This is a genomic window from Oceanobacillus sp. FSL K6-0251 (genome assembly GCF_038004725.1).
GTDB lineage: Bacteria > Bacillota > Bacilli > Bacillales > Amphibacillaceae > Oceanobacillus > Oceanobacillus oncorhynchi.
In genome coordinates, this window is record NZ_JBBORS010000001.1 from 4,177,635 (window position 1) to 4,204,042 (window position 26,408).

Sequence of the window (26,408 nt, forward strand, 5' to 3'; positions counted from 1 at the left end):
TTTTTCACAATCCGTCATTTCGTTTTTACCTTAACTAAAAAATACATTACAGAAAGAGAGGTAAATACTGCTTCCTTAGCAGTTATCATGCTTATGATTCAATTTCCAGACATTACATTCGAAGCTGGAAAGTATGTTGACGAATTTGTCAGCTTTCTTGCCAATAACTTAGAAGTTTTATTTGATTTTATATTTTTCATCACCTCGAGGTCTATCAGCGGACTCACTGATTTTCTAATGATTATTCCATGGTGGCTGTTTATCGTTATCATCTTTTTACTTGGATGGTATTTTAAATCGCTTTTCTCAGGTGTTTTATACGGCCTCTTTATTTTTCTCATTGGGAGCTTTGGTCTGTGGGAGGAAATGATGATTACGATTTCCATCATTTTAACCGCCGTTATCATTTGCTTGATTATTGGAATTCCGCTTGGAGTTGCAATGGCATTTAATAAATGGGTCTCGATGATTTTGCGTCCGATTCTTGATGCGATGCAGACGATGCCGAGCTTTGTATATCTCATCCCGGCTATTTTCTTCTTTGGTCTGGGTAATGTTTCTGCTATCTTCGCTACATTAATTTATTCCCTGCCGCCGGTCATCCGTTTAACCGACCTGGCTATCCGCGGTGTGGATAAAGAGGTTGTGGAGTCAGCGCATTCGTTTGGCTCTTCCAGATGGCAGACCTTATCCAAAGTTCAGCTGCCGCAAGCATTGCCGACAATTATGGCCGGTGTCAACCAGACGACCATGATGGCATTAGCCATGGTTGTTATTGCATCCATGGTCGGTGCTTCCGGTCTGGGCGAGCAGGTGCTGGTATCGATTAACCGGATCGATATTGCGCTCGGCTTTGAAGCTGGTATCAGTATCGTATTTCTGGCGATTATTATTGATCGTATTACCAATGGTATCGCAGAAAAAGTACAACGTCGTGGAGGTAATCAATAATGTCTGTACAAATACAAGTAAAAAATGTTTCTAAAATATTTGGTTCCAAACCGAAATCTGTCATCCCTATGATCAAAGAAGGATTATCGAAGGAAGAAATTTTGAAGAAAACAAATCATACGGTTGGTGTCTATGATGCAACCTTTGACATTCAAAAGGGAGAGGTCTTCGTTATCATGGGGCTGTCGGGAAGCGGGAAATCCACCTTAATCCGCTGCTTCAACCTTCTGAATAAACCGACAGACGGTTCGATTCTGATTGACGGGCAGGATATTACCAAATGCAGCCGGGACGAATTAAAAAAAGTCCGTCAGGAAAAAATTGCGATGGTTTTCCAGCACTTTGGTCTCTTCAGCCACCGGACGATTTTGGCAAATGTCGAGTATGGATTAGAAATTCGGAATGTCCCAAAAGAAAAACGCAGGGAAATTGCAATGCAAAATATTGAAACAGTAGGGTTAAAGGGCTATGAGGATAAATATCCGGATGAATTATCCGGCGGTATGCAGCAGCGTGTCGGCTTAGCAAGAGCACTCACCAATGACCCGGATATTTTATTAATGGATGAGCCTTTCAGTGCACTTGACCCGCTGATTCGCCGGGAAATGCAGCTGGAGCTGTTAGACATTCAAGAACGGCTGCAAAAGACGATTATTTTTATTACGCACGATGTGAATGAAGCCTTTCGAATCGGCGATCGCGTAGCTGTGATGAAGGATGGACATGTGGAGCAGGTCGGGACTCCTGAAGAGATTATCGCCAGCCCCGCCAATGACTATATTTCTGAGTTTATTAAAGATATCGACCGTTCCAAGGTATTTCAGGCAAGTCATATTATGACCAAGCCGAATGCGCTTGTTTCCATCAAGGATGGAATCAATGTGGCTGTCAAAGAAATGCGCGAAAATGGCATCTCCAGCGTATTTGTCGTAGACCGCTCCAGACGGCTTCAAGGGATTGTGACGATTGATGATGCGATACAGGGAATCAAAGAGCATAAACAATTAAGCGATCTGATCAAGAAAGATATTACGGTTGTCGCAGGAGATGAATATATCAATGATTTAATCCCGAAAGCATTGGAGTCCAGCTTTCCTTTAGCTGTAGTGAATGAGGAACAAAAGCTGGCCGGCTATATTTTACGTGTTCATGTATTATCCGGTCTTACTTCCGATGATGTGACGGAAAGTGAAGAATATGTTCATTAAGCAGGCTTCATCATTTCTTAAAAAATAATAAGAAGAAGGTAATGGACGTGGGGGATTTACTCCTATCAGCGTGAGAGAATTTTTATTTCTCTTCTCACTGTAAGAGGATAACCAAAAAGTCATTGCCTTCTTCTTTATTATTTAGAGCGGCTTATTCGTTATTACGAGGCATGTCTTCTTCTCTCTCGTCAAAGTTGTCTTCATCCATGGGATCATCATTACGATTATCGTCGTTACCGTTAAATTCATCTTCTCTTTCTTCATGATCAATGGTCGGGTTATCATCTGCCGGCTCTTCATTATTGGATGTACCGCATCCAGTTACCAGCGTAAGAGCAAGAGCGGAAGCACCAACTTTTAATAATACTTTTTTCATAAAAAATTCCTCCCTTCTATATTAACCTATTGCTCGAAATTAGGTTAACCCAGAAAAGAGGAATCATACATTTCTTATTCATAATCATTTAGGAAATTTATTACATATTGCTGACGAATCCTTTATTTGATTGCAAATGTAATTTCTGCTTCACATGCAACCTCACCGTTAACCGTCGCAACGCCTTTTCCTTTGCCGATTGGCCCCTTCATGCGAATAATCTCAACCACCAGCTCCAGCTGATCTCCTGGCTTCACCTGACGTTTGAAGCGGCATTTATCCACGCCTGCTAAAAAGCCGATTTTCCCTTTGTTTTCTTCGATGCCTAAAACAGCGATTGCGCCTGTTTGTGCCAATGCTTCTAAAATAAGAACTCCAGGCATTACCGGGTAATCTGGGAAATGGCCGGGGAAAAATGGTTCATTTGCTGTGACATTTTTGATAGCTGTCACTTTTTTGCCTTCTTCTATGTCCTTCACCTGATCCACTAATAAAAACGGATAACGGTGCGGAAGAACTTCTTTGATTTGTTGAATATCCATATTTTTTCGACTCCTTTTTTAAAATAAGAATGTTAATAAAATAGCTGAAAACAGCCGCTCTGGAAAAACACTACGCTTTCCACGGGCTTGAGCTCAGCCTCCTTTAAAGAAGACTTAGCGATTGGCAAGCCGACAGGCGCAGACAGAGCTAAAGTCGCACTTATGCCCCGAGGGTAGAAAAAAAGAAGTTCGCTTTTTTTCTGCGGGGTCTTCCCTCCGCGCTTTCCCACGACGGACAGGACGTCCTAGTGTCGGTCGTTGGTCACAGGACGTGACCGTTCTTAGCCGACCAGGAGTCTCCATATTTTTCTTCTGGGACTGGGACTGCGGTTACTCGCCCCACCGAAAACCATTGCGATTACTCGTCCCATCAAAAAGCATTCGCTAGTCTCTGTTCTCAATCATCATTTCGTCAATGTTATAAGAAAACAAATGGCTATCTAGTTGTATCAAATATCACATTTAAAAATTCATTAACCTGATAACAATGCTGGCATTACTCGCTCCATCGAAAACCGTCGTAGCGGAGATCTCCTTGGCAAGAACACCGATGATTTAAAGAGCAAGTAGTGTTCTTGTTTTTTCTTATCTGTGCACAAATTCAGTTTTAGTAATAATTTGCTTAACGTACCTATTTAAACTATAGCAAAAACATATTCGTCCATCCTCGAATATGTTTTACTCTGTTTTATTTACAATGTCGATAATATGCTGCCAGGTCTCTAGGCGCAGAACATCTAATGGAGATCCGTCGCCAAGTACAGCAAAACCAATCATTAGGCCAATGATGAAGGCTGCTGCAGCAAAAATTGTGATAACAATGATACGCAGCCAAATCGGAAAAATACGCAAACGCGGTCTGCTGCGTTTCTCCTCACGTTTACGCTGCTGTTTTTCTTTTTTATCTGTTTTTCTAGAAATATCCTGTTGTACTGCTTGTTCCTCACCAGCTGCTGTCTCTTGCTCAGCTTCCTGTGAGGTATTCTGTGAAGATGGATTATTCGTCATTTCGGTAACTCCTTACAAATGGATGTTCAAAAAGAGCAATCAAACAACGCATCCTTCTTGAACACTAACGGTATGTAACTGCCATCGTCTCAACCTGAATCAGGAACGAATGGTATTCACTAACCCAAGCATTTGGTCGCCCATGGTGATGGAACGTGAATTAAATTGATAAAGCCGCTGTGCTGCCATCATATCTGTCATCTGCTGCGACATGTCCACATTTGATTGCTCCAATGACTGCGGATGGATTACAGCACCCTCACCAGCATATGCTTGTATGATTTCGTCTATATCCGCTGCTCCTGAAACAGTAAAGAAATTATCTCCTTCTGCTTCCAAAGCGTTGGGCCGTACAGCTTCCACAACAGCCAATTCAGCTTCTGCCGTCTGTTCACCGTCTCTGGTGACCACCAATTGACCTTGATCATTTAATTCAATGGCATCAAACCCGTCTTGGATTTCAATCGGTCCCTCTGTCCCGATAATAGGGTGACCATCGGAAGTTGTCAAGGCAACGCCCCCTCCTTCAACTGGAGAAAGGAAAAAGGAACCGTCTCTCGTATAGACTGTATTCTGCTGCCCATTTTCTACGCGGTTCACTTGAAAAAACATATTCTCTTCCGTTAATGCAGCATCTAAGCTGCGGTCTGTCTCTATCATGCTTCCCTGCAACTGGTTCAGGTTAATAGCACCTAAACCCGCCCCTGCTCCCACACGTATTCCATCGGGAGTCAGTCTGCCTTCTGCATTTTCAGGAGCATTCAAATTATCAATTTGCTGGCTTAGTAAGGAAGAAAATTCAACTTGTCTGTTTTTATATCCAGTTGTGTTGCTATTGGAAATATTATTGCCAATAACATCAAGCTTGTGCTGGATTTGGTTCATGGTTACTGCTGATTGATTCATAATACGTGACATGTTCAATTCCCCCCCTATCCTAATCGGCCAACTTCTGTAACAGCTTTTCCGAGACTCTCATCATATACCCGTAAAACGCGCTGATTACTCTCAAATAACCGATAAGCATTCATCATATCCGTCATGGCTTGTTCGGTATTGACATTCGATTGTTCTAATGCCCCCTGGTGCAATACATACGCTGCATCTGCCGGGACAGCCTCTGCATCCCCTTCAAAAAAATCATTTCCTTCTTTCGTCAGTGTGTTTGCATCCGCTGCATACTGCATACCAATTGTCACATCGCCGCCAGTTGTCGGAATAACGCCCTCTGGGGTAATAGTCTCTATCGTTCCGTCTGTCTGAATGTTATTCCCGTCTTCATCTAAAACATAGTATCCCTGATTCGTCACAAGGAAACCTTCTGCGTCAATCGTAAAATTACCATTTCGCGTATAACGTACATCTCCATCTTCATTTTGAACGGCAAAGAAGATAGCCCCATTTTCATCTGGAACATTTCCCTGCTCGATCGCAACATCTGTCGGCAGTCCCGATTCGTTGATATCCCCTTGCGCAAAATGAGGAATCGTTTCTTGAACATATACGCCTGTATTCATACCGCCCAATTGACGGGATAAAGGAATATTGAAACCTCCTTGCGTGGTCGGGATGGTGTTCCCGCCGCTTTGCTGTATCAATAATTCCGGAAAAGCACGAATTGCCGTTTGATCGGCTTTGTATCCTGGCGTATTTGCATTGGCAATATTATTAGACAATGCTTCCTGCTGCCGCTGCTGCGTTATCATACCACTTGCCGCTCCATATAAACCTCTTAACACAAAGCTTCCTCCTCTGTATGTAAAAGATTAGAGCTGGCAGGGTAATAAAATAAGCAACACATTCTGCCAGCTTCTATTAATGATTAGTTTACACTTCTTTTTTCAAGCTTATCAATATTTTCAAGCATGATTCCCGTTCCCTTTGCAACACAATCCATCGGATCCTCTGCAACAAAGATAGGAACCTTTAATTCTTCCGCCAATAATTGGTCAATTCCATGAAGCAGTGCGCCGCCTCCAGTCAGGATAACGCCCCGGTCAATGATATCTGAGGATAATTCGGGAGGTGTCTGTTCCAGAACTGCTTTAGCTGCCTGAACAATAAGTGCTACAGATTCCATCAACGCCTGTGAAATTTCCTCTGATTCAATCGTTATCGTTCTCGGTAAGCCAGATACCATATCCCGGCCTCTGATATCCATGGATTCTTTACGTGATCCAGGGAACACCGTAGCGACATTGATTTTAATATCTTCTGCAGTACGTTCACCAATAAGCAGTTTGTATTCCTTTTTAATATATTGCAGAATATCCCAGTCAAACTTATCTCCAGCCATTTTAACGGATTGCGAAGTAACAATGCCGCCCATGGACAACACGGCTACATCGGTTGTTCCGCCGCCGATATCTACTACCATGTTTCCGCTTGGCTGATAAATATCCATTCCAGCGCCAATCGCAGCTACTTTAGGCTCTTCTTCTAAGTATATGCGCTTTCCGCCTGACTTCTCTGCTGCTTCTTTAATGGCTTTTTGTTCCACTTTCGTTATGTTTGTCGGGCAGCAAATAAGCATTCTCGGCTTTGACAAAACACCTTTGACATTAATTTTATTTATAAAATATCTTAACATGGCTTCTGTGACATCAAAATCAGCAATAACGCCGTCCTTTAACGGGCGCAGCGCCTCTATATTACCCGGTGTACGTCCAACCATACGGCGGGCTTCTTCTCCAACTTCAAGCACACGGTTCGTATTTCGATCCATGGCAACGACAGATGGTTCATTTAAAACTATTCCTTTTCCTTTTACATGTATCAACACATTTGCGGTACCAAGATCAATCCCAATATCTCTGGAAAACATGAATCTAAATCCTCCTAGCGTTACTATCTTGCACCGTCCTAAGACAAAATGCTACTAGTATACTATTTTACCACAAAACCCGGTAATTAACTGTATGAAAATAAGATTTTTTTATTTTTTTAAGGTGCTTCACCAAAATATCCAGAGGACAAACTACTTTAAAATGTGAAAGTGGAGTAATTAAAAAGGCAAAGTTGACATGATATTTCCTATGTCAACTTTGCCTGAACACTTCTTTGTATTTTTTTAGGCTATGCGTTCCGCTGCAGTTCTCCGGCTGCTTTCACTCTAACCCGTGTGGCATTTCCCGGAAGATAAGCTAAAGGAACGTCCTCTACATCAACAATCACAAGAGTCTCCGAATCTGCACCTGCATTTACTGCTGTTGCTTTTGCCTCCGATTTTGCCGATTCCAGTGCATGCTCCCGTCCTACCTCATCTAATAAGTAGATTCTTTCTACTTGTCCGCTGACCTGAGAAATCGCTGAACCAATGGCATTAGCAACACCGGAGTGTTCTGGTCGGAGGACGCGTGAAGCCCCTTTTAATTCAGTTGGTAATAAAATACTCCCGCCGCCGACAAGAATAACAGGAATGGGATCCGCGGTTGTCTTCATTTTGTCAATAGCCTCTTCTACAAGCTCCACCATCTTCTCATAAACTTTATTCAGCCATGACTTATCCAGATGAGCCACTTTGGATGCATCACCTAAATCAACTTTACCAAGCGCTACTGCTACATCTGTTGTTGTCAGTGTATCACCGCCGAAAATCATTGCTTTCTCAGGCAAACGGTACCCGACGCTGTCCGGACCAATTGAAAATGCTTCGTTTTCTTCTGCATGGATAATTGTTCCTCCGCCGAGTCCGATAGAAATTAAGTCAGGCATACGGAAATTCGTTCTTGCTCCTCCAATTTCTACTTCCAGAGAAGATTCCCGCGGAAAAGAATGAATTAATACACCAACATCTGAGGTTGTACCGCCAACATCTACAACAATAGCATCAGACAGGTTCCCTAAATAGGAAGCGCCGCGTAAAGAGTTTGTCGGACCACAGGCAACTGTAAATATCGGGTAACGAACCGCGTAATCAACAGACATTAATGTTCCGTCATTTTGTCCAAAAAATACTTTTGCATCAATATTTTCACTTTTTAACGCATTGATGAACCCGTCTGCAGCTGTTTTCGCTACACGGATTACGGAAGCATTCAAGATTGTTGCATTTTCACGTTCCAGCAGACCGACAGAACCAATTTCAGCAGATAACGAAATGGATACGTCTTCTCCTAATACTTCTTGAAATATTTTCTTTGCTCTCTCCTCATGGTCGGTAGATACAGGAGAAAAAACAGAAGTGATTGCAATAGAATCTACCTCTCCTTTTACTTCATTGGCAATTTTGTATAAATGCGCTTCATCTAAATCAACGATTTCCCTGCCATCAAATTCATGTCCTCCACGTACAAGGTAAACATGCTTTCCAAGCGCCGCACGAAGGTCCTCCGGCACGCCTACCAGCGGTTTCACTGCCAATGTAGCCGGGGCGCCAATACGAACAGCAGCAATGTTGTTTAACCCTTTTCGCTCTACAATAGCGTTTGTACAATGCGTTGTCCCAAGCATGGCATAACGGATGTGTTCAGGAGACACATTTGCCTTTGTAATCACTTCATGCATCGCTGTATAAATTCCAGTTTCTACGTCCTCTGTTGTGGATGATTTTGTTTCGGAAATTACTTGATTATCCTGATCCAGCAAAACAGCATCCGTATGTGTTCCACCTACGTCAATTCCAATACGATACGTACTCATTATTCCGTCTCTCCTTTACGAACTAATTCTTCCACCGGCGTATATTCGACATCGTAGCCAAAATATTTGGGTCCGACTGTTGCAATCCCTTTTTCCGTTCTCCATTTTTCATGGCATGGTATACCAATAACGACACATCTGGAACCATAACGGATTCCTTCTGTGGTAATTGGCAAACCTGTTTCTGCATCAAGTACGGCAATTAAATCTGGTGTCACACAAAGCAATCGCCGATCTGTTTGAGCAAGAAGATGCTCATTTTGAAAACGAAGCTGAAGCATTTCATCTTTATAGTCACCGATTCCTTCAAAGGATGCTGTACCTCTCGCAAAACCAGTTTCTGTTTTCCGATCAATATCTGTTACTTTTCCACGGAATAGTTCAAACCCACCCACTGTTTTCAAAACTTCCTGAATCGCATTGACATTATTTGCTTTAGCAAGGCGAATGGTTTTTCCAATTTCCTCTTCCAACTTTAAAATACCGGCAATTCCGCTATCTTTTAGATTTTTACCTCGCATGGAATACATGGCATTCATTACAGAGCCGCCCATTTGAATGGCAGAAGCACGGGCAATGCGTTCTGTCCAGACGTTATCAATCGTGGATAACAGCGCTGTATTCCCTTTTTCATCGCCGATTACTGCCGGAGTAGCCTGGATACCATCTAAATAGAATGTAACCATCTGCAGTTCAGGAAATGCTCTTCCCATCCCATCTGCATCAACAACAGGCAATCCCCGTCTTGCAGCGAGCGCAAAAGGCAGCATGGAGTTTACTCCTCCCGCTTCAATCGGAAAAGTTGCATAAATGTCTTCTCCAAGAAATTCTTCCAGTTTCCCAAAAACCTCAATCGCTTCTTCTCCACTGGGAACTTTTTCAAGCATGACCGTGGGAGCTCCCATCATGGAAGAGGGAACAACCAAAGCATCCTCTGGAACTTCATCTATATCCAATAAAGTTACTGGTCCATTTTCTTCGATTGCCTGCAGCGCCATCAGCTTTCCGATGTATGGATCTCCGCCTCCGCCTGTTCCAAGCAGTGCTGCACCAACAGCGATATCTTCAATTTCTTGTTTGCCTATTTTTCTCATTTTTTAAGCCTCCATGTTTCCAGAATATAAGTTTTGATTTGTATTATTTCTTTTTTCTAAAGATAAGGGACCCGATATAATAAACGATTCCGCTAATCAATAGCGAGTTAATGGATGGAATACCAATTGTGATGATATACCCTGCAGCAAAACCCGCTGCCCAGGCAATCAGTGTAACAGGATGCATTTTTTCAACATCTGTGGGCAGCGTCCCTTGTTCTCTGGATTCATCCAAACTTTTACAGTGTGTTTTTAAAATAAAGTACTCTACCACCATAATTCCCGCAATTGGCGGAACAAGTACGCCGAGGAACACTAAGAAATCAACAAAATAATCCAGCATTCCAAGCACGGAAAGCACCGTTCCAATAATACCAATCACTAATGTAACCTTTGCACGGTTAAGCTTTATTTTAAATACGGAATCAAAAATATTTGTAAAGCCGAGAGACGAAGAATACAGATTCAAATTATTAATTTTAACTGTAGATAAAACAACAGCAAATGCTCCAAGCCAGCCGGATGCTTGTACCATAATACTCACTACATCATTCGTCCGGGCAGCAAGTGCCATCAATACAGCTATCATATTGATTCCAAGTTCCCCAATCAGTACCCCGATGGTAGCCATCCAGAATACATCTTTACCACTTTTAGCAAATCGGGTGAAATCTGGTGTAATAACAGCTCCAATGATAAATCCGCCTGCAACCATTGTAGCAGCTGCCCCCATTGTTAAAGGATCACCAGCCGGAGCTGCAGAGAATAATCCATTGATAGAATGCTCACTAAATACATAATAAACACCGACAGCCATTGCTAATAGAAATAATGGTACGGTAATTGTAGCTGTGATACTCAATAATTTAAAACCGAAGATAACGAGTACAGTAACTCCTAATCCTGTAATCGTAGCAGCAGCTGCATGCGGAAGTGCTCCTCCGGTAGCCTGTACCAGACCATCGGCAAACACAGAGTTTTGAACCCCAAACCACCCGATACAGGAAATAGCAATGACGCCTCCGATAATGCTCGATCCGTATCTGCCGAACCCTGTCCATCTTGAAAGCAAACTGGTGGAGAGACCTTCTTTAGCACCTGCATACCCTAAAAGAAAGCTGATAACCTGTAAAATAACACTTCCCAGCATCGTTGCCCAAAAAGCTTGCCAGAATGTCATTCCATAACCCAGCGATGCACCTAAAATAAATTGGGAAATGGTTGCTAATGCTCCTACTCTAATAATCGTAATACTCCAAAGAGACTGCCTTGCCGATCTGGGTACTCTGGATAGTGAATAATCATCTCCAATATTGGTTTTATTCCCCATTTTTTATTCCTCCTTCGTCATTTCATGCTGTTATGATTGGGTTGTTCAGGCAATAGCTGCTGTTTCGTCCAGCTCATTAAAATGTTATTTCTTTCATTCGCTGTAGAATCCTATCAGAGCGCAGGCCAACCACGCAGACTCCTAAGTGGTTGGCAGGCTAAACCCGTGACTCCTGTCACAACGCCTGCACTTGCACGTCCTGGGACTGCGATTACTCGCCCCATCGAAAACATTTGTGCATCGCAGGGCGAGCTGAAGATCCACTTGAAAAGCGATTTTCTTTTCAAGTTAGCTGAAGCCGTCCCCATGGCAGACTAAGACCGCAACGTCCTGGGGTTGCGATTACTCACCCCATCGAAAAGAGTTGTTGCAACGTCTGCACTAGTACGTCCTGGGACTGCGATTACTCGTCCCATCGAAAACATTTGTACGTCGGAAAGCGGAGTGGTTGGCCGGAGCGGAGCTATGCACCATCATCAAGTCCAAAAAGGCCGGATATTTCACCAAAATGCAAGCATGGTAATGAAGAACATGTTCATCTTGGAATAGCAAGAAATATTTGCTTATTCTTAGGTGCGAAAGTTGAGTTAATAACTTATTTTTTAGAAAACTCGGTATATACTTCGCTTGATATTTCATCATTCATGCCTCTGACAGCATTGAGACCTGCGATTACTCGGTCTATTAAAACCGTTGTTGCAATTACTCGTCCTCTCAAAAAGCATTGCGGCTCCTTGCACTAATTAAAATAACGCTGTTTACATGTATTTAAAATGCAATTCCTCTAATAATGATTGCATCAACTGACTTGCCAGCATAATCTGCTCCTCAAAATCAGCCCCGTCGTATAATTTAATCCCCCAAAAGACGCCGTTACCTATCAAAACGAACTGCTTAATAATTCTGTCAATTTCATCAGCCTGCATCTTCGGATAACTATCTCTTAGTATCGAATCTAAGGATGCGACAAGCCATTCATTATATCGCTTCATATGGTCATATAAATATTGCGAGATTCCCGGTATTGGAGAAGTTACTAATGAAATATAAGCATCCGTTCCTTCCATATCTCCTTTATGGTGGTCTGCAATCCCTTCAAACATGGCAGAAAAAATATTCTGAGCAGGCTCCTCCCGCTTCTCATTCAAAATACTTTTCATTTTATCAAAATGGTTATCCAAAAATTGCTTGAATGCCACGATAAACAAATCTTCTTTATTTTTGTAAAAAAAATAAATAGATGCCGGCTTAATACCAACCTCATTGGCTATTTTCCTCATTGTTGCGCCATGATACCCATTTAAAGCATATTGTTTCAGTGCTGCATCAATTAACTTTTTTTGCAATTCCTCACCACCTAACGATTGTTAGATTATTATATTACCTAACGTTCGTTCAGTCAATGAGTTATTTGATAATTTAATTTAAATAAAATCTTCTCCTAATTTGAATTAATAGGAATCATCCTTGATCTATTCGTGATTCTCCTTTGTACAAAGAAATGGCAACAAAAAACAATCCAACTTTTTGTTAAAAATTGGATTGTCTCTATTTTCCTAGCTTCCCTGTGCTTTTGGCCTGCTGGAGGAAGATAGGAATGTTTGTGTGATTTTTGTTTCAGTTAACGGCCCTTCCGTTGGCGGTGTTTTATACTTCTTTCTTGTTGCTTCTCCCCCGCGTAAATGGCGGATTGCTTTGTGATACTCTAAAATTTCTTTTACTTCCAGTGCCAGTTTGGGATTGATTTCCGGCAGGCGCTCTGTTAAATCCTTATGGACCGTACTTTTGGATACGCCAAATTCTTTTGCAATGGTGCGGACTGTTTTTCTGGTTTCTACAACATGCCTCCCTATTTTAATTGTCCTTTCTTTGATGTAATCATGCACACCGTTCGCCCCCCTAAGTTGTAATTCCGAGGTGTCGTTTGGACAGGGTGTATGTTTTGGGATAGGACTTATAAAAGGATGTTCAAAAAATCCTCTGAAAATGACACATCGAAATTCTACGTTAGCTTGCTTTTCCGCTAACGTTGCGTTTTTAGCCGACTCGGTCCTTTTCATTGCACTTTTTTGAACACATACTATAATAAGCGGTTGACTATTTTTATGTAGTCATTGGTATATAAAAAAAGGGTTCCACTTTAGATGAAGGATACTTCTAAATCACATGTCTTTTCACCTCAGACAGTTCGATTGCATGGTTTGTAATATCATCATATTAAAAAAAACGTTCCTTTATGCTTAAGATTTGTACAAATAATTTCCGGGACAAGATGTATTTTCAAAAGTTCGTTCCTGTATTGCTTTAAAGGATGTTCAAAAAAGCCAATAAAAAACCGGCAATGAAGGATTCATCACCGGTTTTTTTGGTTTCCCAAGCATTTTTTATTATTCTTCTGAATTGTCCAATTCTACATCAATTTCTTCATCTGCTTCTTCGTCTTCATCACTTGGTACTTCTTCTTGCTCTGCTTCTTCTGCGTCTTCTGTATCTTCTTCAGGCTCTGTTACATCTTCTCCTGAAGTCGGTTCATCACTTACTGCTTCATCCTCTTCCGCACTCTCTTCTACGACAATGCTGGATGCCGGCTGTTCAAAGTAGCTTTCAGGATTCACTTCTTTGCCGTCTTTACGGATTTCAAAATGCACGTGTGTTCCGTTGTCTTTACCAAACAAGTTTTTTCCAGCTGTTCCCAGCTTGTCTCCTTGTTCAACCTTATCGCTGACAGTGACAGCTACATCTTCAAGACTAGCATAATACGTTTTTAAATCTTCACTATGAGATAAAACAACCACGTTGCCTAGTAATGGGTCTTCCTTCACTTCTTCTACTGTTCCACTGATAGAAGCCAAAACATCAAATGATTCTGCATCTGCTGCTGCGATATCTACTCCTGTACTTTGATAGTAACGATTGTTGTAAAGTACAAGTGCATTTTCTCTGTCTTCTTGTTCTGCGTTGTAGTCAAAAAATTTAGTTACGATTTCTGCTTCATCTGTGTTTTCAAGCGGCATTCCTACCAATTCCTGCTGGTCAACTACCGGAACGGAATCTTCTTCATTCATTACTGGAAGATATTCTTCCTCTCCATTTCTTTGATCAGCCGGTTCTGAAACATCAGATCCTGCATTTTGATACCAAACGACTGCTGCTAATAAAACAGCTGCGATACTTAAATACATTGCTGGGAAAAACCATTTCTTGCGGAAAATTTGGCTCCATTTATTTTTTGGGCCTTTGAATTCCTCTTTCATTTTCATCACCTCTGCAACCATTGTGAGCAGAAAAAGAGAATTATATACATGGCTATGAAAAAATTTTTTTGATTTTCATAATAAGTAGTTTATGCAGAGGTTTTCATAGATAGGTTATTTCCCTTTTATCCTGGTTTAAGATAGAAGGAAAAGCTTCATCGCAGCAGCTTCAAAAGCATCTGATTCTCAAACCATATGAAGCAGTTTTTTGCACATGAATAGAAAAGACATTGATAGGCTTACCCTATTTTTTTGATAAAAAATCCCCCGTCTCAGTTAGAAACGAGGGTTGGTGCTATTTCACCTATCTGGCTGATTTCAACATCTGTGTAATAGTGATGAATGATTTCTTCATAGTTTTTACCTTCTGCCGCCATGCCATTTGCTCCGTATTGACTCATGCCGACACCATGCCCATAGCCTTGTGTTGTAAAAATCAAATGGCTGTCACTCTGTTCAATGGCAAAGTCACTGGATCTTAAGCCCAATTTATCGCGAAAATCCGGACCAGTAAATGCATTTCCGGCAACGGTTATTTCATCTACTCTGCCGCTGTCTGTATGGCTGATCTCCATCGGAATGGCCTTATCATCCTGAAGCGGGATTTCTAAAGCCTCGGATACCTCTGCGACAGTCAGCGTTGTCTGCTGGGTGAATTCTGGTGACGCTTCATCCCAAGGACTCTCTACACTGCGTAGGTAGGCAACCTCGCCTTCCCAATAATCCTCTGAATTTTCCGTGTATCCATTGCTGGTGGAGAAGAAGGAGGCCGTAATCGGCGCACTATTGTAAGTAATAATCTGCCCTTCTGTCTCTTTCACCGCTTGATTTATTTTGTTCATTTTTTCATGATATTCTGCTCCCCACTGTTCTTGGAGCTCCTGTTCACTTTTATATACTTGATGCTGTGTCGAATCGGTCAGGTCATAGCTGTCGTTTTTCTCGCCGTTTAATAAAAAGTTAACTGTAAATGTTCTTGCAGCAATCGCCTGTGCTTTTAATGCCTCCAGTTCAAACTCTGCCGGCATCTCCGAAGAAACCACACCAGCGACATATTGCTCTACCGGAACATTTTCCACTTCTTCATTACTCACGCGCATGACAGAAACATTGAATGGAGAAGCCCCGACTTCTACTGCTTCGTCGCTGGTTGCTGTCTCTTCTGGAGGATTTTCTGGCTCATCCTCTTCATCTGGCTTTGCTTCCTCCTTATTGTCTACCGTCTCTGAGCCTACGCTAATTTGATTCTCTGTCTTAGACATTTGCACAACTACTGTCGGGACAGCAAGAATAAAAATTATCATAACCATAAAAACCGTGATGACTATCTGCTTCCAAGGAGACGGGCGCTGAGGCTTATAATGCACTGATTTCCGATTAGAAAAAGGTACGATTTTCTGCATTGGCTGGTTCGATATCCTGTTTTTCTGCTTCAATTGCTTCATTTTCTTATGAATTGCTGTGTTTTTCCGTTTATATTTTTTGTTATACACGTTCCTCCTCCTTTTCTTAAGAGTGATAAGCTGTTTATATCTATCATGCCTACTATTAAATCTATACATTTTGCCGGCAAAATAGACCTTTTCTTAAGAAAAAATGTGAGAAGTACGTTATGCAAATGGAAAATTAAAAAGGAAACTTTATTCAGCGGGGAGGTTTTGCGACCCTGCGGAATAAGGGTTAAAAACTTGGTGCGTGACATTCTCGGACCGCGATTACCAATGTTGTCAGGTTAAAACGCCGCTGCGACGGGTTTTGGTGGGGTGAGTAATCGCAACCCCAGAAAAACACTACGCTAGATAGGTTTTATTACTATCTGTATCAAAACTAATAAAATTCACTAATCTAAAAGCATTGCTTCCATTACGCGTCCCATCGAAAACCATTGCAATCAGGCGTTCCGCCAAAAACATTTATGGTATCGTCTATATTAAAACATCGTATCCAACAAGAAATTTGGACAGGCTTCCATTATCTCACTTATCAAAAAATTTCGCTTTTATGATATACACACAAAAAACCATAGAAGGGCTCTATTGTTTAAGAGTTTCCATGGTTTCTCCTGCTATGATTGGATTTCTTCTTCGACAATTTCTTTTGTCCGCTGCGGTCCTGTTGTCAGGCTGTCTTGATAATTTTTATCATAGAGGTGACAGGCTACACGATGCCCGGGATCTATCTCTTGCCATACCGGCTTGACGTCCTTGCATATCTCCATTGCCATGGGGCATCTTGTTCGAAATACACAGCCAGAGGGCGGGTTGATAGGGCTTGGCAATTCGCCTTCTAAAATAATCCGCTCTCTCTTTTCTTCTATATCCGGATCTGGGATCGGGATAGCTGATAGCAGGGCTTTGGTATAAGGATGCAATGGATTTTCATAGAGCGCTTCTCCGCTTGTTTCCTCTACTAAATTCCCTAGATACATTACGCCGATCCGGTCTGAAAATTGCTTTACCATCGATAGGTCATGGGCAATAAATAAGAACGTCAGCCCTTTTTCCCGCTGCAGCCGCTTCATCAGATTGACGACCTGCGCCTGCACAGAAACGTCCAATGCAGAGATAGGCTCATCCGCAATAATAAAGTCCGGGTTTAGCGCGAGCGCTCTTGCAATTCCGATTCGCTGGCGCTGTCCGCCGCTGAACTCATGTGGATAGCGGTTCACATGATCCCGGCTGAGCCCTACCTCTTCCAACAGTTCATATATCCGGTTCATCAGGTCTTTTTTCTTCTTAAAAACCCCATGTACCTCCAGCGGCTCAGAGATAATTTCCCTAATGGTAGACCGGGGATTCAGCGAAGCATAGGGGTCCTGAAAAATCATCTGCATCTTACGGTAGAGAGCGAATTGTTCCTTTTCCGTCAACCCATGGACATTTTCATAATTAAACCAAACATCCCCGCTTGTTTTTTCATATAATCCTAGAATCGTGCGGCCGATGGTAGATTTTCCGCAGCCGGATTCGCCAACCAGCCCATACGTTTCCCCTTTAAAAATATGAAAAGATACATCATTAACAGCTTTTAAAATATCTGACCTCCCGACATCAAAGTATTTCACTAGATTTTTTACTTCCAGGATTTTATCTTCCATCTCCTCACCTCCAGTATCTTCTTGCTGCGCAGAGCTCCTTTTCATACTCGGTCCCTTTTAAAGGCGTGATTTCCACCCCTTTTCCGGTTTGCGGGGAATGCAGCATTTCTCCATTTCCTTTATAGATGCCGACATGATGGATGGCTCCTTTCCCTTCCTGATAGGCAAAGAAAAGCAAATCTCCCGGCTTGAGGGCATCGATTGCAATTTCTTCTCCCGCCCTCGCCTGGTCTCCCGCATCCCGGGCAATCCAGTAACCATTTGCTTTATGTGCAGCATAGGCCAGACCGGAACAATCATAGCCGAAGGAGCTCATTCCTCCCCAGAAATAATCCAATCCGATGAAGGGAAGAGCTGCAGTGACAATATCTGCTCCGCTGCCCTGTTTTATCCCGTCCTCTTTTGTCACGGTGACTGTTTTTTCTTTGGCGATCTGCTGCTTTCCGGATGGTGTTTGTACATAAACATGTGCTTCCCTCTCCCCTAAATAAGGCAGTATCGTTAAATAACTCAGCTGGATGCGCGTGTCTTTCGCCGGGTCTTCCAGCCAGGCATTGTCTGTCTTCACCACAATATATTTATCCTGAAGCCATGCTTCTTTATCCACGCTTGTCAATTGCCGGAGAGGGATATATCCAGGATAGCCTCTGGAATCTTTTTTGGACGGCTGGAACGGAGCAATCACATGCGCCCAGTCTCCCTCTTCTTCTAAAACGATAACAGGCTCGCCATATAGCGTTTGCGATTGTACGCGATTTTCATTACATAGTGCCAAGCTTTCCTCATAGGTTAAGGAATTGACCCATTTTAATATATCTGTAGGATGGGAGGTTCCATCTTTATCCTCTGCTCTGGCTGCCTGCGGATTGGTCCAAATTGTTGCAGCCTGTACATTTGTTACATGGAATGTTTTCGGAAGCTCCTTCAACAACTGCTGCATTCTACCAGCTCCCTTCCCTTTTGATTGTTTGCAGATAAGCTTTCTTCACTGATTTTATCCCGAGTCCGGATTGATTTGAAAACGTAATTTGATTTCCCTTTCCCTGATACTGGATACCGCCTTCCAAAATATCATCGGACAGCATCAGCGGCGCATCAAAATCAAAGCGGATCACCGCCGGATGACTGGCTGCAAAATGAGCTGCTGCGGTAATGCCCAGCTTGGTCTCTATCATGCTTCCGACCATACATGAGACACCAAAATCCTGAGCCAGGTTCGCGATTTTTATAGCCTGATGGATTCCGCCGGACTTCATCAATTTAATATTGATTAAATCTGCCGCCCCCATTTCCAGCACACGGCGTGCATCCTGTGTGGAAAATACCGCTTCGTCAGCCATAATTGGTGTTGTGGTACGTTCGGTAATATATTTGAGCGCCTGCACATCATGTGCCGGCACAGGCTGCTCTACCAATTCCAAATTTAATCCCAGCTCTTCCATTTGTGTAATAGCTTTCACAGCCTCTTTCGCCGTCCAGCCCTGGTTGGCATCTAACCGTATCAGCACATCCTCTCCTGCAGCTTTCCTGATAGCAGCTACCCGTTCTATATCTTTTTCTGCCGGGTCCTTGCCTACTTTCACCTTTAAAATCCGAAACCCATTCTCTTTATATAATTTTGCATCCTGCTCCATCTGTTCCGTCTCATTCACGCTGACCGTATAATCATTTTCAATCTGCGAACGATAGCCTCCCAGGTATTGATATAAAGGCTGTTCGGCTGCTTGAGCAAGACAATCATACAATGCCATATCCACTGCAGCCTTGGCGCTTGTATTGCCTGTGATTGCTTTCTCTAAACGGGCAAATACAGCTGCATAAGAACATAATGATGCATCGATTATAACCGGACGGAGCACTTTATCCATTGCATAATGGATGCTCGCCAGGCTTTCCCCTGTAATAACATGTGTCGGCGGGGCTTCTCCCCAGCCAGTGATGCCATTATCGCAGGTTATTTTCACAACTATACTTTCCGCAATGGTTACTGTGCGCAACGCTGTTTTAAATGGGGTATGCAATGGAATCGAGCTATGATAAAGTTCCAAATCAACAATCTTCATGCTAAACAGCCCTTTCTATGTGGGTAATTCTCTCTTTCATTAACGGACTCCCGGCGACAGCTGAAGTGTTTTCGTTCTGCTGGATAACGTTGCTTTTGCCCCCAAAGGAATAGAGAAATGCGGAAAACAGTGGCCAATTCGGAAACCGGCAACAACCGGCTTGGTATAATTTCTAAAATAATGTTTCCAGACTTCCTCCATCCTCAGACTGGGCTGGACTTTCGGTTCAGCTTCCGCAAAGTCGCCAATAATGATACCGGCAGCATCCTTTAGTTTCCCAGCCAGACGAAGCTGGTTCATCATCCCGTCAACTCGATACGGCTCCTCTCCAATATCCTCGATGAACAGCAGCTTATCCTTTGTTACAATTTCATAGGGCGTTCCGATTGTCTGCACCAGGAGAGAAAGATTTCCACCGACAATGCTGCCCGTGGCTTCTCCTTCTCGATAGACAGTCAGCGGAGAAATGCTTTCCGAATAAATGAGATTGGTCGGCCCGAACAACTGTCTAAACAGCTGACTGGAAAGCGTATCGAAGTCTTTTTTCACTATATCCGATGCCGGCATCGGGCCATGGAACGTAATCAGGCCTGTTGCTTGCCGGATAGCTGTATGTAAAAATGTAATATCGCTGTATCCCCAGATAATTTTGGGATTTTTTTTGATTAATTCCATATCTAATTTATCAATGAAACGCCCCGTACCGTATCCGCCTCTGGCAAAAATGATCGCTTTGATGTTCCGGTCGGCAACCATCTGATGAAAATCTGCTAACCGATGGGTATCCTTTCCTGCTAAATAGCCATATTGATCATAGACATGCTGTCCAAGCTTTATCCTTAAACCCATATTTTCAAAAAAGGAGAAGGATTGCTCCAGTTTTTCTTTTTTTACAGGACCGGCCGGCGCAATCATTCCGATGGTGTCCCCAGTTTTCAAACGATAAGAAAGCATCTATATATCCTCCTTTTTTGGCAGTTAAGAAAGTATAAACTTTCTTAACTGCATAAGTGTAACTAAGGTTGTCACCTAAGGGCTTAGTGACAACCAAGTTTTCTAAAAACAGAGACAGGCTCATATATGAATGAGCCTATCCTGTTTACCGCAGTTCCCCTGTACCTTACTCCGTCTTATCTGCGTATTTCAAATCAAAGTATCCTACCGGGTGGCGAAGGATTCCCTCCACGCCATCTGCTTCCAGAACAACCACGTTATAGTAGCGGATTGGCATGGCAATCATTTCTTCAGCCAGCATTCTTTCTGCTTCGTATAGATATTCATAGCGCTGCTCTTCATCTGTTTCGCTTTTACCTTTTTGAATCAGCTCGTCATATTCTTCACTTTCAAACCCGGTACGGTTCATATAAGAATCTGAGACAAAGCTTTCTAAGAAGTTGACTGGATCAGCATAATCATTGATAAATGAGCTTCTTGAGAATTGCAGTTCCAGATTTTGCTGCGCTTCTGCAAACACATTCCATTCCTGGTTCTCCAGTGTGACCTCCACGCCTAAGTTTTCACTCAACATATTTTGCATGGCTTCTGCAATCGCTTGAATAGTGTCGCTGGTATTAAAGGATAGTACAATCGGCGGCAGCTCATCATAGCCTTCTTCCTTCATTCCTTCTGCGAGCAGCTCTTGGGCACGTTCCGGATCAAATGCTACTAAATCGCCGTTTTCTTCACGGAAATCGTTTCCGTCCGGTGCGGTAAAGCCAGGTGATACAAAACCGTATGCAGGCTCTACCCCTTGTTTAACGACGTATTCCGCAATATCATCGCGGTTAATAGCGTATGAAAACGCCTGTCTGATTTTCTTATTTTGGAACGGTTCTTCTGTCAGGTTAAAACGAAAGAATTCCAGTCCGCCATATTCCCCGATAAATACATTATCTCCATCTATCAATTCATCAGATAGCTCTGGAGGCACGCTCGCTGTATCCAGCTCGCCTGTCTGGAACATTTGGTATTGTGTATTTGAATCGTTAACCATGGAAAAATGAACATAATCCAGGTTAACAGCATCTGCATCCCAATATTCTGGATTCTTTGCAAAAATCATTTCGCTATCATGATCCCATGAATCTAACATGTATGGACCATTTGCTACAAACGTATCTGCTTCAGCATGCCAGTCTGGCGTTTCTTCAGCAACCTGATGGTTGATTGGGAAAAATGCCGGGTTGGTAAGCAAATCCAGGAAGAATCCAGTCGGCTGAATTAAAACAACTTCCAATGTCTTATCATCAATGGCTGTGACATTGACATCATCGGCCGAACCTTCCCCGCTGTTGTATTCTTCTCCGCCTTCAATGTAGTAAGCTAAAAATGCGGCAGCAGAAGCTGTATCAGGGTCCAGCATATGCTTCCAGGCAAAGACAAAATCTTCTGCAACCACAGGGTCTCCATTAGACCAATTGGCATCCTCCCGCAAATGGAATGTATACGTCAATCCATCCTCAGAAATATCCCAGCTCTCTGCCACCCCTTCTGCTGCTTCTGAATTCTCATCCAGACGTGTCAACCCTTCCATCAGATTATTCAAAGGATCCCAAGATACCTGATCAAAGCCAATGGATGGATCGAGGGAGGTCGGCTCTTGACCGTTGTTGATATATAATGTCTTTCCATCCAGATCCGGCGTTTCTTCTGCAGCAGCATCCTCTCCGCCCTCCTCGCCATCCGCTTCTTCTGCTGTATCCGTGTCCGCATCATCCGGCTCTTCTCCTGCATCCTCGCCCGCTGTACATGCAGCGAGAACAAATGCTGTAAAAAGTACCAGGAGTACCCATAAAAGCTTCTTTCTACTCATTGTTTTGCCCCCTTTTTAAGTTTGTAAGACATTTGCAGCTAACAGCCGCTTGGCCCGCTCATCTTGCAGCCAGCAATCCACATAATGTGTATCGCTGATTTTTTCTGGAGCGGGGTAAACTTTATCACACACCTCCATCGCAAATGGACATCGCGCTGTAAAAGGACATCCCTTTGGAGGTGAGAATAAATCAGGTGGTGTACCAGCAATCGGCTTTAATTCTTCCTTGGCATCTAATCTGGGAACAGAATGGAGCAGCCCTTGTGTGTATGGATGCTTCGATTCGTAGAATATTTCCCGTTTGCTGCCGGATTCAATAATTTTCCCAGCATACATCACAACAATGCGGTCTGCTATCTTTGCGACCACGCCCAGGTCATGCGTAATCAAAATAATCGATACCCCAGTCCGCTCCTGGATGGTTGCAAACAATTCCAAAATCTGTGCTTGAATGGTCACATCCAGTGCAGTCGTCGGCTCATCCGCTATCAGCAAATCCGGATCACAGATTAGAGCAATTGCAATCACAATCCGCTGACGCATTCCCCCGCTAAACTGATGCGGATATTGTTTTAAACGTTCCTCCGGGTTAGGAATTCCGACCAGGTTCATCATTTCAACCGCTTTTGCCTTCGCTTGTGTCCCCGATATTTTCTTATGTTCCTTTAACCCCTCCATCAGCTGTGTGCCAATGGTTAAGGTTGGATTAAGTGCTGTCATTGGATCTTGAAAAATCATTGAAATATCTACTCCGCGGATGGACCGCATTTTCTTCTCCGAATATGCTGCCAGATCCTGCCCTTTAAAAATAACGGAGCCTTTCGTGATTTTCCCCGGCGGATCCGGAATCAGCCGCATAATGGCATTGGAGGTAACACTTTTTCCACAGCCGGATTCCCCGACGATTGCTAAGGTTTCTCCTTTATCCAAGTGAAAACTGACGCCCCGGACAGCTTGGACTGTCCCTCCATACGTAGTAAAGGTCACATGCAAGTCGTTTACCTCGAGTATTCTTTCCAAGTTGCCCACCTACTTTCTTAATTTCGGATCAAGTGCATCCTGCAGACCGTCCCCCAAGACATTGAAGGCAAACATCGTAAAAGAGATAAAAAATGCCGGGAAGAACAAAGTCCACCAGTTTCCGGATAAAATCGCTCCTAATGAATCGTTTGCCATCACTCCCCAGCTGGCAAACGGGGCTTGAATCCCAAGACCGATAAAGCTTAAGAATGCTTCGGCAAATATTGCAGACGGCACGGTTAAGGTCATTTGAACAATAATGGGTCCCATCGTATTCGGAAGGAGGTTCTTCCGGATGATCCGCGATGTTTTCGTACCAAATGATTTCGAAGCGAGGACAAATTCATAGTTTTTAATTTGCAGCACCTGTCCCCGCACAATTCGGGCCATCCCTACCCAGCCGGTAATGGTCAATGCCAAAATAATCGTTCCAAGACTCGGCCCGAGTACAACTAAAAGTAAAATAACAACTAATAGATAAGGCAAGCCATATAACACTTCAATCATACGCATCATCACATTATCCGTACGGCCGCCCTTGTAACCGGAGATTCCTCCCCAGATAATCCCGATGGTGACGTCAATCAAGGCAGCTACCAGACCGACAAATAAGGAAATACGGGCGCCGTACCACGTCCGTGTAAACACATCTCTCCCTGCATTATCCGTGCCAAACCAATGCTCCATCGAAGGCGGCTGATACTGATTCGGAAGGTCTTGTCTGTTTACTTCATAAGGAGAAATAACCGGACCGAAAATAGCCATAATCGTCAGTAAGACGAGAAAGATCAGCCCAAGCATGGCCATCTTATTTTTCACCAGACGCCGCCAGGCATCCTGCCAATACGATAAGGATGGACGGGACACTTCCTCCATTTTTTCTTTATCCTTTTCTTTCCACGAAAACCATTCATCAGGGATAGCGGCCGGTGTCTCAAAATGCTCCATTTCTTTCTCTGGTTTCATCTTGATCTGCCCCCTTTCTGATGCATCTTGATTCGTGGATCAAGTATTCCATAGACAATGTCCACCAGAAAAAGCATAATAATCAAGAAAGCGCTGTAAAAAACAGTGGTCCCCATAATTACCGGGTAATCACGCTGGTTAATGCTTTCCACAAAATATCTTCCCATTCCCGGTATCGCAAAAATCTGTTCAATCACAAAGGTTCCTGTCAAGATCCCTGCAAAGAGGGTTCCCATAATCGTCACAACTGGCATTAACGCGTTCCGGAGCGCATGCTTGAAAATGACCTTCCAAGGCGACAGTCCTTTTGCCTTTGCCATTTTAATATAATCCTGTGTCAGCACCTCCAGCATTGTAGAGCGTGTCAAACGGGCAATAATTGCCATTGGTCCTGTCGCAAGCGCAAGGATAGGAAGCACCATGTGAGCGGGGCTTCTCCAGGTGGCTGCCGGAAATATTTCCAAATTTACCGCCAGCTGCTGAATAAGAATCGTAGCTAAAATAAAGTTTGGTATCGAGATGCCTAAAACAGCAATCCCCATAGTTAGATAATCAAGAAAGCCGTTATGCCGCAGCGCTGCAATTATTCCAATCAATACGCCGGAAACGACTGCCAGGGCAATCGTGATGATTCCCAGTTCAAAGGAAATTGGAAAACCCCGTGATAAAAGGTCATTTACTGTCTGATTAGGCTGCTTGATAGAAGGTCCGAATTCAAAGGTGACAATGGATTTAATGTAAAGCAAATATTGTATGTAGTAAGGCTGATCTAAATTATAATGCGCCTCCAGGTTAGCCTGTACCGTTGCATTTGATGACTGATCTGTGTTAAAAGGAGATCCTGGTATATTTACCATTAATACAAAAGTAAGGGTAATGATCACCCATAGTGTAACAATCATAATAAGTAAGCGCTTAAAAATGTATTTCAGCATACCTTTCACCTCACTATCATATCTTTTTATAAAAAAACATTCCGTATATAAAGAAAAGAAAAACGAACCTGTTAATTAAAAAGAATAAATCAGCTTGTTACTAATGATAAATATGTTTGTTTCTTGTATTCATTACACTTTAAGAGGTGGTTTAGAAGCTTTAGGAAAATGTTGTCTGCATGGCCAGTTCCGTCATAACCAGCATCGCTTGATAGGCTTCCTTCATATCTTTTGCCTGGAAGCGCACTTTGGTTGTGCCGGGAATCCATAGCGTGCCGGGCATTAAATTGGCCCATTCTGCCTGTCCGCTGTTATTAAATTCGATCGTCAGCTCTGGATTTTCTGGAGGAATCAATGGGGATACAAGCTTGCGGTTATCCAGAGCGAGCTTTACTTTTTCTTTAAGCAACAGACCTGCTTTTTTAGGTGTTAAACTTTTTACGGAGGATCTCGAGATTGTTTCCTTTACAACAGCAGTGGTGACATGCGGGATTAATTTCTCTGCTTCTGCCGCTGCCTGGTCATCTCCTGCTACAAATAAAACAGGTACACCAAAGTATCCGGCAAGATATGCATTCATTCCCATCTCCCCGATACAATGATCATTCAGATAAAAGTTACGGATAGCGTGTATCATTGAGTGTGACATCACCCCGCGCTGCCCTGCTCTTGCATGATAACCTACAAAGAAAACACCGCTATAGCTGTCATTTAATCCTTGCATCATTGAAAAGGGCTTGACCTCTCCCGTTATTAATAAGGCATCCGGATGAATCTCATCAATAAGTAAATTGTTCATCTTGGAATGGCTGTCGTTCACTAATACTTCTTCTGCTCCTTCATCAAAGGCAGCTTGAATCACGTAATTTGCTTCATCCGTCATTATTTTGCGGGCTCTTTCATAATTATGCTTCCGCCAATCCACAAAGCTGGCGTCGGGAAGTCCTGTTATTCCTTCCATATCCACAGAGATATACATTTTCATTTTCATCACCCAATCGAAATATTAGTAATTTTCTCAAATATAGCATGTTTCATGAAAAGTGAGAAGAGAAATATTGTAAAAAAATGAATTATCACTCATTTCTTTTTCTAACATTTTATTTCGAAA

The 26,408-nt window shown here is 42.9% G+C and carries 25 protein-coding genes; 2 read left to right on the forward strand and 23 right to left on the reverse strand.

Going from position 1 to position 26,408, the window contains the following annotated elements:
* Positions 1 to 93: 93 nt before the first annotated feature.
* Positions 94 to 951 (forward strand): ABC transporter permease, encoded by an 858-nt coding sequence (locus tag MKY45_RS20445; RefSeq protein WP_212929177.1) that lies wholly within the window; start codon positions 94 to 96, stop codon positions 949 to 951.
* A complete protein-coding gene (locus MKY45_RS20450) occupies positions 951 to 2,159 on the forward strand; it encodes a quaternary amine ABC transporter ATP-binding protein (protein ID WP_256705202.1) in 1,209 nt (402 codons plus the stop codon). The genes MKY45_RS20445 and MKY45_RS20450 overlap by 1 nt, the downstream gene beginning before the upstream one ends.
* Positions 2,160 to 2,310: 151 nt before the next feature.
* On the opposite strand, the gene MKY45_RS20455 is transcribed toward MKY45_RS20450, so the two are convergent.
* The 23 genes from MKY45_RS20455 to MKY45_RS20565 all read right to left on the reverse strand — a co-directional run bounded on the left by MKY45_RS20455 (position 2,311) and on the right by MKY45_RS20565 (position 26,282).
* Positions 2,311 to 2,535: a hypothetical protein gene (locus tag MKY45_RS20455; protein ID WP_042529564.1), complete on the reverse strand. Its 225-nt coding sequence runs from the start codon at positions 2,533 to 2,535 to the stop codon at positions 2,311 to 2,313.
* Between the two features lie 122 nt (positions 2,536 to 2,657).
* Positions 2,658 to 3,077: a 3-hydroxyacyl-ACP dehydratase FabZ gene (gene fabZ / locus MKY45_RS20460; protein WP_042529562.1), complete on the reverse strand. Its 420-nt coding sequence runs from the start codon at positions 3,075 to 3,077 to the stop codon at positions 2,658 to 2,660.
* 678 nt (positions 3,078 to 3,755) lie between these two features.
* Positions 3,756 to 4,085 carry a DNA-directed RNA polymerase subunit beta gene (locus MKY45_RS20465; protein WP_042529560.1) on the reverse strand — a complete coding sequence of 110 codons (330 nt, stop codon included), beginning with the start codon at positions 4,083 to 4,085 and terminating at the stop codon, positions 3,756 to 3,758.
* Positions 4,086 to 4,184: 99 nt separating this feature from the next.
* A complete protein-coding gene (locus MKY45_RS20470) occupies positions 4,185 to 5,003 on the reverse strand; it encodes a flagellar hook-basal body protein (RefSeq protein ID WP_341173352.1) in 819 nt (272 codons plus the stop codon).
* 14 nt (positions 5,004 to 5,017) lie between these two features.
* Entirely contained in the window at positions 5,018 to 5,824 is an 807-nt protein-coding gene (locus tag MKY45_RS20475; RefSeq protein ID WP_341173353.1) for a flagellar hook-basal body protein, read from the reverse strand.
* A gap of 83 nt (positions 5,825 to 5,907) precedes the next feature.
* Positions 5,908 to 6,909 carry a rod shape-determining protein gene (locus MKY45_RS20480; RefSeq protein ID WP_341173354.1) on the reverse strand — a complete coding sequence of 334 codons (1,002 nt, stop codon included), beginning with the start codon at positions 6,907 to 6,909 and terminating at the stop codon, positions 5,908 to 5,910.
* 251 nt (positions 6,910 to 7,160) lie between these two features.
* Positions 7,161 to 8,726: a hydantoinase/oxoprolinase family protein gene (locus MKY45_RS20485; protein ID WP_341173355.1), complete on the reverse strand. Its 1,566-nt coding sequence runs from the start codon at positions 8,724 to 8,726 to the stop codon at positions 7,161 to 7,163.
* Positions 8,726 to 9,820 carry a DUF917 domain-containing protein gene (locus tag MKY45_RS20490; protein WP_341173356.1) on the reverse strand — a complete coding sequence of 365 codons (1,095 nt, stop codon included), beginning with the start codon at positions 9,818 to 9,820 and terminating at the stop codon, positions 8,726 to 8,728. Before MKY45_RS20490 ends, MKY45_RS20485 begins: the two co-directional genes overlap by 1 nt.
* Before the next feature lie 43 nt (positions 9,821 to 9,863).
* Complete coding sequence (locus tag MKY45_RS20495; protein WP_341173357.1) at positions 9,864 to 11,150, reverse strand: purine-cytosine permease family protein; 1,287 nt, start codon at positions 11,148 to 11,150, stop codon at positions 9,864 to 9,866.
* 595 nt (positions 11,151 to 11,745) lie between these two features.
* On the reverse strand, positions 11,746 to 11,868 hold the full coding sequence (locus tag MKY45_RS20500) for a hypothetical protein (protein WP_256705208.1): 123 nt from the start codon (positions 11,866 to 11,868) through the stop codon (positions 11,746 to 11,748).
* 40 nt (positions 11,869 to 11,908) lie between these two features.
* Positions 11,909 to 12,496: a TetR/AcrR family transcriptional regulator gene (locus MKY45_RS20505; RefSeq protein ID WP_341173358.1), complete on the reverse strand. Its 588-nt coding sequence runs from the start codon at positions 12,494 to 12,496 to the stop codon at positions 11,909 to 11,911.
* A gap of 210 nt (positions 12,497 to 12,706) precedes the next feature.
* Entirely contained in the window at positions 12,707 to 13,036 is a 330-nt protein-coding gene (gene spoIIID, locus MKY45_RS20510; protein ID WP_042529541.1) for a sporulation transcriptional regulator SpoIIID, read from the reverse strand.
* 501 nt (positions 13,037 to 13,537) lie between these two features.
* Positions 13,538 to 14,404, reverse strand: a complete 867-nt coding sequence (locus MKY45_RS20515; protein WP_042529539.1) for a M23 family metallopeptidase — start codon at positions 14,402 to 14,404, stop codon at positions 13,538 to 13,540.
* 272 nt (positions 14,405 to 14,676) lie between these two features.
* Positions 14,677 to 15,897 (reverse strand): stage II sporulation protein D, encoded by a 1,221-nt coding sequence (gene spoIID / locus MKY45_RS20520; RefSeq protein ID WP_341173359.1) that lies wholly within the window; start codon positions 15,895 to 15,897, stop codon positions 14,677 to 14,679.
* A 572-nt stretch (positions 15,898 to 16,469) separates the two neighbouring features.
* On the reverse strand, positions 16,470 to 17,501 hold the full coding sequence (locus MKY45_RS20525) for an ABC transporter ATP-binding protein (protein ID WP_256705212.1): 1,032 nt from the start codon (positions 17,499 to 17,501) through the stop codon (positions 16,470 to 16,472).
* 4 nt (positions 17,502 to 17,505) lie between these two features.
* Entirely contained in the window at positions 17,506 to 18,441 is a 936-nt protein-coding gene (locus MKY45_RS20530; protein ID WP_341173360.1) for a C40 family peptidase, read from the reverse strand.
* A 1-nt stretch (position 18,442) separates the two neighbouring features.
* Positions 18,443 to 19,564: a mandelate racemase/muconate lactonizing enzyme family protein gene (locus MKY45_RS20535; RefSeq protein WP_256705214.1), complete on the reverse strand. Its 1,122-nt coding sequence runs from the start codon at positions 19,562 to 19,564 to the stop codon at positions 18,443 to 18,445.
* Positions 19,565 to 19,603: 39 nt separating this feature from the next.
* A complete protein-coding gene (locus MKY45_RS20540) occupies positions 19,604 to 20,518 on the reverse strand; it encodes a S66 peptidase family protein (RefSeq protein WP_256705215.1) in 915 nt (304 codons plus the stop codon).
* Between the two features lie 166 nt (positions 20,519 to 20,684).
* A complete protein-coding gene (locus tag MKY45_RS20545; RefSeq protein ID WP_256705216.1) occupies positions 20,685 to 22,376 on the reverse strand; it encodes a peptide ABC transporter substrate-binding protein in 1,692 nt (563 codons plus the stop codon).
* Between the two features lie 15 nt (positions 22,377 to 22,391).
* Positions 22,392 to 23,396, reverse strand: coding sequence for an ABC transporter ATP-binding protein (locus MKY45_RS20550; protein WP_256705217.1), 1,005 nt, complete (start codon positions 23,394 to 23,396; stop codon positions 22,392 to 22,394).
* A 9-nt stretch (positions 23,397 to 23,405) separates the two neighbouring features.
* Complete coding sequence (locus MKY45_RS20555; RefSeq protein ID WP_042529522.1) at positions 23,406 to 24,362, reverse strand: ABC transporter permease; 957 nt, start codon at positions 24,360 to 24,362, stop codon at positions 23,406 to 23,408.
* Entirely contained in the window at positions 24,359 to 25,297 is a 939-nt protein-coding gene (locus MKY45_RS20560) for an ABC transporter permease (RefSeq protein ID WP_042529520.1), read from the reverse strand. Before MKY45_RS20560 ends, MKY45_RS20555 begins: the two co-directional genes overlap by 4 nt.
* Positions 25,298 to 25,457: 160 nt before the next feature.
* Positions 25,458 to 26,282 carry a M55 family metallopeptidase gene (locus tag MKY45_RS20565; RefSeq protein WP_042529518.1) on the reverse strand — a complete coding sequence of 275 codons (825 nt, stop codon included), beginning with the start codon at positions 26,280 to 26,282 and terminating at the stop codon, positions 25,458 to 25,460.
* Positions 26,283 to 26,408: the final 126 nt, after the last annotated feature.

Coding starts and splice junctions, on each gene's coding strand:
- MKY45_RS20490 (WP_341173356.1), bottom strand. CDS start 9,820: ATGAGAAAAATAGGCAAACAAGAAATTGAAGATATCGCTGTTGGTGCA.
- MKY45_RS20535 (WP_256705214.1), bottom strand. CDS start 19,564: ATGAAGATTGTTGATTTGGAACTTTATCATAGCTCGATTCCATTGCAT.
- fabZ (WP_042529562.1), bottom strand. CDS start 3,077: ATGGATATTCAACAAATCAAAGAAGTTCTTCCGCACCGTTATCCGTTT.
- MKY45_RS20540 (WP_256705215.1), bottom strand. CDS start 20,518: ATGCTTTCTTATCGTTTGAAAACTGGGGACACCATCGGAATGATTGCG.
- MKY45_RS20455 (WP_042529564.1), bottom strand. CDS start 2,535: ATGAAAAAAGTATTATTAAAAGTTGGTGCTTCCGCTCTTGCTCTTACG.
- MKY45_RS20465 (WP_042529560.1), bottom strand. CDS start 4,085: ATGACGAATAATCCATCTTCACAGAATACCTCACAGGAAGCTGAGCAA.
- MKY45_RS20545 (WP_256705216.1), bottom strand. CDS start 22,376: ATGAGTAGAAAGAAGCTTTTATGGGTACTCCTGGTACTTTTTACAGCA.
- MKY45_RS20445 (WP_212929177.1), top strand. CDS start 94: ATGATTCAATTTCCAGACATTACATTCGAAGCTGGAAAGTATGTTGAC.
- MKY45_RS20555 (WP_042529522.1), bottom strand. CDS start 24,362: ATGAAACCAGAGAAAGAAATGGAGCATTTTGAGACACCGGCCGCTATC.
- MKY45_RS20495 (WP_341173357.1), bottom strand. CDS start 11,150: ATGGGGAATAAAACCAATATTGGAGATGATTATTCACTATCCAGAGTA.
- MKY45_RS20470 (WP_341173352.1), bottom strand. CDS start 5,003: ATGTCACGTATTATGAATCAATCAGCAGTAACCATGAACCAAATCCAG.
- MKY45_RS20560 (WP_042529520.1), bottom strand. CDS start 25,297: ATGCTGAAATACATTTTTAAGCGCTTACTTATTATGATTGTTACACTA.
- MKY45_RS20515 (WP_042529539.1), bottom strand. CDS start 14,404: ATGAAAGAGGAATTCAAAGGCCCAAAAAATAAATGGAGCCAAATTTTC.
- MKY45_RS20450 (WP_256705202.1), top strand. CDS start 951: ATGTCTGTACAAATACAAGTAAAAAATGTTTCTAAAATATTTGGTTCC.
- MKY45_RS20525 (WP_256705212.1), bottom strand. CDS start 17,501: ATGGAAGATAAAATCCTGGAAGTAAAAAATCTAGTGAAATACTTTGAT.
- MKY45_RS20530 (WP_341173360.1), bottom strand. CDS start 18,441: ATGCAGCAGTTGTTGAAGGAGCTTCCGAAAACATTCCATGTAACAAAT.
- MKY45_RS20485 (WP_341173355.1), bottom strand. CDS start 8,726: ATGAGTACGTATCGTATTGGAATTGACGTAGGTGGAACACATACGGAT.
- MKY45_RS20480 (WP_341173354.1), bottom strand. CDS start 6,909: ATGTTTTCCAGAGATATTGGGATTGATCTTGGTACCGCAAATGTGTTG.
- MKY45_RS20565 (WP_042529518.1), bottom strand. CDS start 26,282: ATGAAAATGTATATCTCTGTGGATATGGAAGGAATAACAGGACTTCCC.